This window comes from Nostoc sp. 2RC, assembly GCF_014222165.1.
Classification (GTDB): domain Bacteria; phylum Cyanobacteriota; class Cyanobacteriia; order Cyanobacteriales; family Nostocaceae; genus Nostoc; species Nostoc linckia.
Genome location: NZ_JACKZU010000289.1, coordinates 1 through 10,512, shown reverse-complemented (window position 1 = coordinate 10,512; position 10,512 = coordinate 1). Strand labels below are relative to the sequence as shown.

Annotated in this window: 10 protein-coding genes; 5 read left to right on the top strand and 5 right to left on the bottom strand. The window is 41.1% G+C overall.

The features are described 5' to 3' along the window. Nucleotides 1-186 precede the first annotated feature (186 nt). The 5 genes from GNE10_RS25475 (at nt 187) to GNE10_RS25455 (ending at nt 6,750) form a co-directional block, all read left to right on the top strand. Complete coding sequence (locus tag GNE10_RS25475; RefSeq protein ID WP_185567794.1) at nt 187-402, top strand: hypothetical protein; 216 nt, start codon at nt 187-189, stop codon at nt 400-402. Between the two features lie 470 nt (nt 403-872). After that, nucleotides 873-1,943: an LOG family protein gene (locus GNE10_RS25470; RefSeq protein WP_185567789.1), complete on the top strand. Its 1,071-nt coding sequence runs from the start codon at nt 873-875 to the stop codon at nt 1,941-1,943. Nucleotides 1,944-2,865: 922 nt separating this feature from the next. Beyond that, nucleotides 2,866-4,188, top strand: coding sequence for a D-alanyl-D-alanine carboxypeptidase (locus GNE10_RS25465; protein WP_185567786.1), 1,323 nt, complete (start codon nt 2,866-2,868; stop codon nt 4,186-4,188). Between the two features lie 463 nt (nt 4,189-4,651). Next, entirely contained in the window at nt 4,652-5,866 is a 1,215-nt protein-coding gene (locus GNE10_RS25460; RefSeq protein WP_099069147.1) for an HhoA/HhoB/HtrA family serine endopeptidase, read from the top strand. 89 nt (nt 5,867-5,955) lie between these two features. Continuing rightward, nucleotides 5,956-6,750 (top strand): class I SAM-dependent methyltransferase, encoded by a 795-nt coding sequence (locus GNE10_RS25455; protein ID WP_185567783.1) that lies wholly within the window; start codon nt 5,956-5,958, stop codon nt 6,748-6,750. A 169-nt stretch (nt 6,751-6,919) separates the two neighbouring features. Here GNE10_RS25455 and GNE10_RS25450 read toward each other — a convergent pair whose 3' ends face one another. The 5 genes from GNE10_RS25450 to GNE10_RS35550 all read right to left on the bottom strand — a co-directional run. Then, nucleotides 6,920-7,783 carry an Rpn family recombination-promoting nuclease/putative transposase gene (locus GNE10_RS25450; RefSeq protein ID WP_185567780.1) on the bottom strand — a complete coding sequence of 288 codons (864 nt, stop codon included), beginning with the start codon at nt 7,781-7,783 and terminating at the stop codon, nt 6,920-6,922. A gap of 379 nt (nt 7,784-8,162) precedes the next feature. Beyond that, nucleotides 8,163-9,065, bottom strand: coding sequence for an MBL fold metallo-hydrolase (locus GNE10_RS25445; protein WP_099069144.1), 903 nt, complete (start codon nt 9,063-9,065; stop codon nt 8,163-8,165). A gap of 11 nt (nt 9,066-9,076) precedes the next feature. Then, nucleotides 9,077-9,460 (bottom strand): aspartate 1-decarboxylase, encoded by a 384-nt coding sequence (panD, locus tag GNE10_RS25440; protein WP_099069143.1) that lies wholly within the window; start codon nt 9,458-9,460, stop codon nt 9,077-9,079. 295 nt (nt 9,461-9,755) lie between these two features. Further along, nucleotides 9,756-10,268 carry an inorganic diphosphatase gene (locus tag GNE10_RS25435; protein WP_099069142.1) on the bottom strand — a complete coding sequence of 171 codons (513 nt, stop codon included), beginning with the start codon at nt 10,266-10,268 and terminating at the stop codon, nt 9,756-9,758. A 62-nt stretch (nt 10,269-10,330) separates the two neighbouring features. Further along, a partial coding sequence (locus tag GNE10_RS35550; protein ID WP_221642990.1) for a hypothetical protein occupies nt 10,331-10,512 on the bottom strand: 182 nt, incomplete at its 5' end.

Below are 10,512 nucleotides of genomic sequence, written 5' to 3'. Positions count from 1 at the left end.
GGGGAAAGGGGAAGGGGAAAGGTTTCAAATACATCCAAATCCCCTTAACCCTTAACTTTTTCCCAGACTACAAAGGAAGTTTATACTGCTTGTCCGAACCGTATTGGGGACACGGGGAAATTTTTAGTCTTTGCTTTATTTGTAGTTGGTTATTCTCGTAGAAGAATTTTCAAGTTGAGAAGATAAGTGTTTTGGTTAACAACACAAGTGTTTTGGTCAACAACACAAGTACTTTGGTTAACAACACAAGTATTTTGGTTAACAACACAAGTGCTTTGGTCAACAACACAAGTACTTTGGTTAACAACACAAGTATTTTGGTCAACAACACAAGTGTTTTGGTTCACAACACAAGTATTTTGGTTAACAACACAAGTGTTTTGGTTCACAATACCAAATTAATCGGATAATGCGATCGCTATTTCTCTTCCTCTGTGTCCTCTGCGCCTCGGCGGTTCGTCATTCTTAATACACCCCATCAACCCTAAACTTTAGACTAGACTTTAAATACCAGTAATTATACGAATCCAAGCGAATGAAAAAGCGCTTAGGGATTTCCAACAAATAAATTATCCAATCTTGTTAGGGTGGGCATCTTGCCCGCCTTTGGTTACGGGCCGGCGAGAGGCCAACACTACAAGAAATTAGAGTTAAAAGCTTTAAAATTGTTAGGTTTGAACATCATCAATCGAGTTGCAAACTCGATTTTTCTACTTCCAATGCCAAAAGATGGGCATCTTTCCTTGAACAATCACCAATACTACCTCAAAGCTGGTTCTGAGAATGCTAACTGCACAACAGAGGGCTATGTCCCGCTTGCTAGAGTGTGAGTCGTTCACGTAAAATATAGTGCCATTGTTCCGGCAGTTCTCATGATATCATCTGCGTCGTTCGACACGTTAGAGTCTTTACAGGCGGATATCGCTGAATTAATCGTTCGTCTACCGACATTAAAAAATCGGCAATTTATTCAGCAAGCACTTGCTACTATTGTTCGCCTTGCTGATACTGAAATTGAGCGCCTTGATTGGAAAATCTTGTCGGCTGCGCTGGCAGATATGGAGCGAGGTTTCCAGCTGTTTTATGATTACCGACATGTTCGTAAAGTCACCATTTTTGGTTCTGCTCGTCTCGCAACAGATACACCAGAATACCAAATGGCGCTGGAGTTTGCTCGCTGTGTAACTAAATTAGGATTTATGGTGATGACCGGCGGCGGCGGCGGAATCATGCAGGCGGGTCACGAAGGTGCAGGACGAGAAAATTCTTTTGGCTTGAATATTCAGTTACCCTTTGAACAGGAAGCCAACCCATTTATAGATGGCGATCCTAAGCTAATTCACTTTAAATATTTCTTTACCCGCAAGCTGTTTCTTTTGAAAGAAAGTGATGCTGTGGCTTTGTTTGCTGGGGGCTTTGGTACCCAAGATGAAGCTTTTGAATGTATGACATTAAGCCAAACTGGTAAATTTGGCCCTGTACCTTTGGTTTTAATAGACCATCCCGGTGGTGATTACTGGCGCTCTTGGAGCGAATATATTGATAAGCAATTAGTTAATAAAGGTCTTGTCAGTCCTGACGATCCCAGCCTTTACACAGTGACAGACAACTTGGATGTGGCTTGCGATGCCATCACCCGTTTTTACCAGGTTTACCATTCTAGCCGCTACGTTGGCGATCGATTAGTCATTCGTCTCAAAACAGATTTATCAGATGCCCAAGTCGAGCAACTGAATACTGAATTTAATGACATTATTATCCAAGGAAGAATTGAAAAAAGTCAAGCTTTACCCCAAGAAGCTCAAGATGAAACTGTTGAATTACCCCGATTGATTTTGTACTTTAATCAACGAGATTTAGGGCGCTTGTACCAGATGATTGCAATAATTAATCAGATGGGTACTCCTTCACCGGAAGATGCAGCACATCCAGAAAGGAAGTAGAATTTATGGGTGGATTTTTCCACCCGCATCACCCAATATTTTTAACGCCGTAAAAATAAATAAAAAGGTTCAGGATTAAACAATCAAAAGTAAATCTGAATTCTGTTAATGCAGCGGGGCATAGCCCGTTCTGAATTCTGACTCCTATTTTATAATCTTACTTCTATATTTGTTTTATTTTATCAAAATTTTCGTGATTTATTTAGTAGTTTCAATCTATTTTGACTTTAATATAATATTATAAAAACAAAATTTAAAATTAAGTATTATATCATTGAATTATTTATGATTTGTGGCTGAATAAATGATTTTAATTTGACCGCTAAATCCTTTGTAAAAAAATAACGAATTGGTGATTTTATAGCTAATACCAATTCTGTATGAAGATGCGCCAAACTATATGAAAAACAAACCGCAAAGGGCGCATTCGCACAGCGTCTCGTCAGAGAAGGACACAAAAAAAGAAAGAAAATTTGGCGCACGCTCACAAAGAAATGGTATAAGTTATCCCCATTGAAAATATGAATTTACATATCTAATGAAAAGTTGAATCAGAGGGCAGACGATCGCTAAAAATTCCCAATCATGCCCACAGCTTTTTAATTGGTGCAGCTTGTTCTCATTAATGGCGATCGCAATTCAAAGAACTAGAAAAAAATCACTGTGAAAATTAATCTAAAAAATGATTCAATATGGCAATCCAATTTGCTCTATCTACTTTATACTGGCTTTCAAGAGACGTGACTCTTGTAGTTCGTCTTTTTTTGGTAAAAAGTGTAACGAAAATCAAGTAATTAAACTTACTTCCCCATGAAAAAAACACTAGTTATGATGACTCAATCCCGAACGCGATAAAAAAACGTGTATATTAGCACAGTAAATAATACATTAACATCCTAAAACCGACATAGAGGAATAAAATATGCTGGAAATACTGGGTTCTGGTTTGGTGTCACTTTGGCTAGAAATGGCTGGGGTACACATCAAGCCTCTAGATGCCTTAGATGCATTGGCTTGGCAAAGTAGCCCCGGCTTAGTTCTCGCCCCCGATCCAAATCCAGCTGGGGCAACTACAGTACAGGCATATCTCAAGGAATTAATCACAGCCAAGGTGGTAGGACAAAATCTGGCTGAAAGTCAGGGCATTTGGATGCAGTCAGGGCCGATGCTCATGGCAAATCATCAAGGCACAACACCTCTACCAGCAGCTTCTTTAACTAAAATTGCCACTTCATTAGTTTCTTTGAAAACCTGGGGGCCAGACCACCAATTTGATACTTTGGTAAGTGTCACTGGGCCAATGGTAAATGGCGTTGTGCAAGGCGATTTGGTAATTACTGGTGGCGGCGATCCGATGTTTGTTTGGGAAGAAGCCATCGCCCTTGGTAATACTCTCAATAAAATGGGTATCAAGCAAGTAAAAGGAAATTTGGTCATTACTGGCAATTTCGCCATGAATTTCCAACGTCAGCCGATGCTGGCGGGTTTAATACTCAAGCAAACACTCAATTCTGCCACTTGGGGTCGCCCCGCTAATTACATATATTCCATCATGCCCAAGGGAACGCCCAAGCCGAAAGTCGTAATTGCCGGTGCTGTGAAATTTGAAGCACAACCAAACCCCCGACAAACTTTGTTGGTGCGTCATCGTTCGTTACCTCTAAAGCAATTGATTAAGGAAATGAACGTTTATAGCAACAATGAAATGGCAGAGATGCTGGCAGAGTCAGTGGGAGGAGCTGCTGTGGTACAATCAACTGCTGCTTATCTTGCCAGAGTACCGCAATCGGAAATTCAGTTAATCAATGGTTCTGGACTGGGGACAGAAAATCGCATTTCCCCAAGAGCTGTTTGTTCTATGCTCATGGCCATTCAACAGCAAGCAAGCACCCATCAACTAAATCTCGCTGACTTATTTCCCATGTCTGGATTCGATCGCCGGGGCACACTCCACTCTAGACACCTCCCCTCTGCTACTGTAATTAAAACAGGCACTCTCCGCGATGTCAGCGCTTTAGCCGGAGTCATGCCCACCCGCGATCGCGGTTTGGTTTGGTTTGCCATCATCAACCGTGGTACAAATGTCTGGAGTTTACGTACTGAACAAGACCAACTTTTGCAACGTGTTGTCCAACAATTACAAGTACCTGCAAGCGTTCCCGCGGCCCTCACTCCCCACTCAGCCATCAACTCTTTACCCCAGCTAGGTGCAGCCACTCGCAACGAAATTTTATTCCCCAGTTAGTTTATTTTTAATTGAGCCACCATTTCAGAGAAGATTGTTAATTGTTGACGGTTGACTGTTCGCTGTGAACCGTCAACCCCAAAACCGGAATCATTTCTTTTTTGCAGTTCGTGAGAGCAGATTCCTGGGTAAAAACCAATACGCTTGGGTTAAGAAAGATCCTCTGTGAAGGTAAGGGAACAGGGAACGGGAAACAGGGGAAAGAAAAAACAGGCTTATCTAAGCTGTATTGGGGTAAAAACCGAACTTGTAAAGTGTAAATCCCCATAATAGCTTTTGGGGTAAATTTTCCATTAATTTGATTAAAGAACTCCAAAAATAAACAACAACTAAAAGTAGTTGATTGTTGACCGTTAACTGTGAACCGTCAACGGTCAACAATAGCAATAAATTTGTAAAAATAATTGTAAATAGATTTTTTACGACTAAGTAACAATTGAGCCTCTAAGTTTAGGTTGTGATTATGCGATTTCCCAAATTACCCAGGTCTATGCGTCAATTCGGCACTCATGTATTAGCGATCGCGCTAGGAGTTGTACTCACAATCAGCACATTACAGGTGTTGCCCTCCCAAGCCGAACCTGCCCCCATTGCTCCCAGTGTGGATAGTCCAGAAATCATTGCCCAACGACAATCACCAGCAACTTCCGCCATTGGTAGCAATAGCTTTGTTACCGCAGCAGTTAATCGTGTGGGCACAGCAGTAGTCCGTATTGATACTGAACGTACAATTACTCGCCGCATCGATCCATTTTTACAAGACCCTTTTTTCCGGCGCTTTTTTGGCGATGGTTTACCCCAACAAATGCCTTCTGAACAGTTGCGGGGTTTGGGTTCGGGTTTCATTATTGACAAGAGTGGATTAGTTTTGACTAATGCTCACGTGGTGGATAAAGCTGATAAGGTAACAGTCCGGCTCAAAGATGGCCGCACCTTTGAGGGCAAAGTCCAAGGAATTGATGAAGTTACAGATTTGGCTGTAGTCAAGATTAACGCAGGTAACAATTTACCGGTAGCGCCCCTTGGTTCTTCGAGTAACGTACAAGTGGGAGACTGGGCGATCGCAGTTGGCAATCCTTTGGGATTTGATAACACTGTTACTTTGGGAATTGTCAGCACCCTCAAACGTTCCAGCGCCCAAGTGGGTATTAGTGACAAGCGTTTAGACTTTATTCAAACAGACGCCGCTATTAACCCCGGTAACTCTGGCGGGCCGTTGTTAAATGAACGAGGTGAAGTAATTGGTATCAACACCGCCATTCGTCCTGATGCAATGGGTATTGGCTTTGCTATTCCCATTGATAAAGCCAAAGCCATAGCCTCTGCACTGCAAAGAGATGGCAAAGTTGCTCATCCCTATTTAGGCGTGCAAATGGTCACCTTGACACCCGAACTTGCCAAGCAAAATAACAACGATCCCAATTCTCCCATTCAGATACCAGAAATTAATGGTGTTTTTGTTATGCAAGTTGTTCCCAACTCTCCAGCCGCATCTGCGGGTATTCGACGGGGGGATATAATTGTTCAAGTCGATGGAAAACCAATTACCAGCGCTGAACAATTGCAGAATCTTGTGGAAGACAGTCGCCTTGGTCAAGTATTACAAGTCAAGGTGCAACGGGGTAATCAGACACAGCAAATTTCAATCCGCACAGGTGAATTGCAAAACGCTTCTTAATTGCAACATAGCCGATTGATTATCGTAGGGGCGCACAGCTGTGCGCCCTTACAGCATTTTTGTTGTATCAAATTTAAGTTAGAAAAATTATGTTTATTTTACAAGAGGCGATCGCTTGTCCTCTTTGCCATCAATCTTTAGCCGCCACACCACAGCACTGTGATACTTGCCAAAATTACTTCCAAAAGGAACTCCAAAAAACTCCTTCATCGTTGATGGATTTAACCCCAGAAGCCGCACACCAACAGATAAAAGACAATGCCATTCAACCAAAACCTTTACGCACAGAATTATTCCGTTCTCCTATAATTTCTTTTTTTTATGAACACGTCCTACCACCAATTTGGGCAGCAGGACTGCGTAACCCTGGTGGTATTGATGTAGAGTTCGCCCAATGTACACAATTCTTTGGTGAAAACCCTGGAATCGTAGCAGATATTAGTTGCGGCACGGGTATTATGGCGCGACGCCTAGCACTGACAGGGAAGTGCAAACAAATCCTCGCTGTAGATTATTCGGAAGCAATGCTGTCACAGTTACAACAACAAATGAAATTAGATGGCATTTCATCCTCTGAAATCATAGTCATTCGTGGCGATGTTGAAGCACTACCTTTAGCATCAGATTCCATAGATGCAATTTACGCTGGAGCCGCAATGCATTGCTGGCCTAATGCTGAAGAAGGAATTCACAACATTTACCAAGTGTTGCGTAGTGGTGGCAAATTGTTTGCGACTACTTTTCTCAAGCCATTTCCTAGCATTGTTTTTCGATTCTTTTCTGTAGACGAACTACGACATATTTTACTGAGGGCAGGCTTTAATTCCGAATACGTGCAGATAGAAGCTCGCGGACTTTATGCAATCATCCGATGTATTAAGTAATTCCTTATTATTTGTCCTTTTTGGCATCAGGAATTTGAGTTATTAAATATGAGAGCCATGTTTAAGGACAAGCCGCTCCACGTCTAGGCAATTATAATACTTATAGAAAATAGCAGAAATCAAGTGCGTTAGCGCAACCCAACTCAGGTATCGCCTAACTTTATTCTTTTTACTCTTCTTTAGAAACATCTGCTAATTCTAGCTGTAATTGTTGTACTTGCTCTACTGTTAATCCTGTAATTCGTGCTACTGTTTCCACTGATAAACCCTCACGTAACGAATTAAGTACTACTGTTTTTAATGTCTTTTGAGTAGCTTTTCTTTCCCAGCTTGTGATAATTTCCATATATTCCTCCTTTGCTTCTAATCCCATTGTACTGATTACTGCTTTAAAGGTTTGTTCTTCCAGTTCATTTAAATTTAAATAAGTATCAACAAACCCAGAAATCAATTGCATTCGTGCAGGGTCTAATTTTAGAGTAGTTAATAGCCGCAAACATTCTGCTTTTACTTGCGGACGTTCTTGCGGTGAAATATTCATTTTTGCCATTAATGCTGCTGCAACTGGGTTTTGTTGGGTTAAATAATCTCGCCAACTAATTCTGTTTAATTGAATTCCTGCAAATTCAAACTTTAGTACATCTAAATTAGGAAACGTAATGCTGTGTATTTTCGGTTCTGGTCTGAATGGTTCATCAAAAGAAAAAATTACTACAGGATAAATTGGTAAATCGTATTTTTCGTAAAGTCTGGCAAAGTATTTAAACATTCGTTTAGCGAAATCTTGCTGTGTATAAGATTGAGATTCCACATGAATTAAGAAGAAAGTATCTTTTTCTTGATATTTGACTTTTGCAAGTAAATCTATAACTTTTTTATCTCCAGCAGTCACATCGACAAGTACTTCCTCTGGTAAAAATTGAATGGAGTTTTTATCTATATCGCAGGAAATAGCAGGAAGAAATAGCTCGATGAATTCAGTAAAAAATGTAGAGATTAATTCTTTAAATAAGCGGTCATGATCTATAGTCATAATTTTTTCAATAAGACTTTTAATTATGCTATCATTAGAGGGTAATTGACCGCCGTAGGTATTAGTTAAATAAACTATAGGAATCCTATTTGATTTTTGAACAAAATTCCGTACACTTTACTCTTTTATAACCCTGTTGCCTATTCCCTATTGCCTCTTGCCTGCCTATACAGATCAGTTCATTAATCAAATCGGACTGCTATATCTTAGTGGACAAAATCCATTCCCAAACAGTAAATGCTATTTTCGTGAAATAAATCTTTGACACGAACAATTAGAGACGCGATTTATGGCATCTTGAAAAAACAATTATCTACACCAATCACTACTGTTGATTAACCCTTGCCTTTTTTCAAGACACTCTACCAACAACTTTCAATCATTTACCAACAACCACTACTAGACCTTCATGAGCTAGCGATGCTTCAGGAAAAGCAGATTTGACATAGGCTTGAACTTTGTCTAGAAAATCATCATGGTCATCTGGGTGGTGATGAGAAATCACTAATCGTCTGACGCCACCATCTAGAGCCACATTGACTGCAACTTGCCAAAGTAAATCAGCAGAGTCATGGTCGTGAGATGTTGGCGGAGTGTAGGTAGCATTGGCAATCAACAAGTCAACACCTCGAACAAACTCTAAAATTCGCTCTCGTTCTACTTGGTCTGCATTTTGGTGTAAATCTGTGACATAGGCAACACTATATTCCTGCCAACTCACTCGGTAGCCCATTGAACGCTGAGTTTGATTGATTAATGCAGTTGTAATAATCACATCATCTAGCTTCAGGTCGCTATCTGGAGTGAGATTGTAAAACTGTAATTCCGACTGCATTACCTGTAAAGGGTAAGGAAAGTGCGGTTGGAGCATCTGGTCGCACAGACATTGTTTAATTGAGGCACTATTTGAGGCAGCTGTGCCGTAAATATGAAAGCAATTTTCAGGAATAAATGCGGGAGCAAAAAAGGGAAAACCTTGAATGCGGTTAGATTGGGAATTGGTAAAAAATAAATGGGCTTCTAGTGGTTCTTGTACTTCTTGCCAAGTTTTACCAAGTATCCGTAAGCCAGTACCGCCATCAAAAATCAAGCGTTTTCCGGCTACATGCATTTCTACACAAGCAGTATTACCACCATAACGACTGGTGTTTTCGCTGGGAGTGGGAATCAAACCCCTGACACCCCAGAACTTTACTAGAAACTGACCTGCTGGACTATTGAGCAAGCTAGTTGATTTTTGAGGTATGTAACTCTCGGAACCCGACAACTCAAAATTAGACATTTTTTTTGAAATTAGACCTTACTGAGCAGGTCATCATAGCGCCGCACTTCTAAGAGCCTGTTGTTTTCGTCCACAATGACTACTGTAGGTGAGTAGCTTTTTAACTCCTCTGGAGTGAACTGCCCGTAAGTCATTATAATCAAGCGATCGCCAATAATGCCTAGACGTGCCGCAGCCCCATTTAACTCAATGATTCCTGAATTGGCTGGAGCCGGGATTGCATAAGTAATAAAGCGCTCGCCATTGGCATTATTCACCACTTGCACTTGCTCATAGGGTAAGATGCCAGCTTTTTCTAGTAGGATGCGATCGATACTGATACTACCCACATAGTTAATATTCGCCCCAGTAAGGGTGCAGTTATGAATTTTTGCCAAAAGGAGAGTGCGCTGCATTTTGATTTGGGGTTAGTGGCAGTTTTGCGATCTGTAACAAGAGAAAGTTATCAAAGGTGAGAAGTTTGGAGTGAGAAGTTTGGAGTGAGGAGTTAGGAGTGAGGAGTTTGGAGTGAGAAGTTTGGAGTGAGGAGTGAGGAGTGAGGAGTGAGGAATAAAAATTCATAACTCTTAACTCTTAACTCCTAACTGTTAACTCTTAACTCCTAACTGTTAACTCCTAACTCCTAACTCCTAACTCTCAACTCCTAACTCTCAACTCCTAACTCCTAACTCCTAACTCTTAACTCTTCTATTATGCTTTATAAGCTTTGACGGATTTTTCGACTAAAGCAGCAACCTTATCTACATCTTGCCAACCGAGAATTTCAGTTACCTTTTTTTCCAAATTTTTATAACTACGGAAAAATTCAGCAATTTCATCCAAACGGTGTGGTGCTACGTCTTTCAGGGATTTTACGTTAGCGTAGCGTGGGTCTTTGTCTGGAACACAAAGAATTTTTTCGTCGCGATCGCCTCCGTCAACCATCTCCAAAAAGCCAATTGGCCGTGCAGCAATAATACAGCCTGGAAAGGTTGGTTCATCAACGATCACCATCCCATCTAAAGGATCGCCATCATCAGCCAAAGTATTTGGTACAAAGCCGTAGTCATAGGGATATTTCACCGACGAATAAAGTACTCGGTCTAGAGCAAAAGCTTCTAGTTCCTTGTCATATTCGTATTTATTTTTACTCCCACCAACAATTTCAATCAGAACGTTGATTAGGCCTGGTTTTGGTTGAGCAGGAATACGAGATAAGTCCACAAAAAACTCCTCTGATAACCGTAGATTATGGGGGCACTCAGCTTCACTCCCCGTGTAGAATTTTAGGGCAATATGGATCTCTTCCCAATAGATGGCAGTGTTGACTGTTGACTGATGACTGTTGAGTTAGGAGTTAGGAGTTGAGAATTATTCTCCTTGTCTCCCTTATCTCCCCATCTCCCCATCTCCCATACTTCTCTGCGAGAGGCTGCGCCAACGGCTCCGCTCAGTACAAGTCTCCCCA

Coding starts and splice junctions, on each gene's coding strand:
- GNE10_RS25455 (WP_185567783.1), top strand. CDS start 5,956: ATGTTTATTTTACAAGAGGCGATCGCTTGTCCTCTTTGCCATCAATCT.
- GNE10_RS25450 (WP_185567780.1), bottom strand. CDS start 7,783: ATGACTATAGATCATGACCGCTTATTTAAAGAATTAATCTCTACATTT.
- panD (WP_099069143.1), bottom strand. CDS start 9,460: ATGCAGCGCACTCTCCTTTTGGCAAAAATTCATAACTGCACCCTTACT.
- GNE10_RS25465 (WP_185567786.1), top strand. CDS start 2,866: ATGCTGGAAATACTGGGTTCTGGTTTGGTGTCACTTTGGCTAGAAATG.
- GNE10_RS25460 (WP_099069147.1), top strand. CDS start 4,652: ATGCGATTTCCCAAATTACCCAGGTCTATGCGTCAATTCGGCACTCAT.
- GNE10_RS25470 (WP_185567789.1), top strand. CDS start 873: ATGATATCATCTGCGTCGTTCGACACGTTAGAGTCTTTACAGGCGGAT.
- GNE10_RS25445 (WP_099069144.1), bottom strand. CDS start 9,065: ATGTCTAATTTTGAGTTGTCGGGTTCCGAGAGTTACATACCTCAAAAA.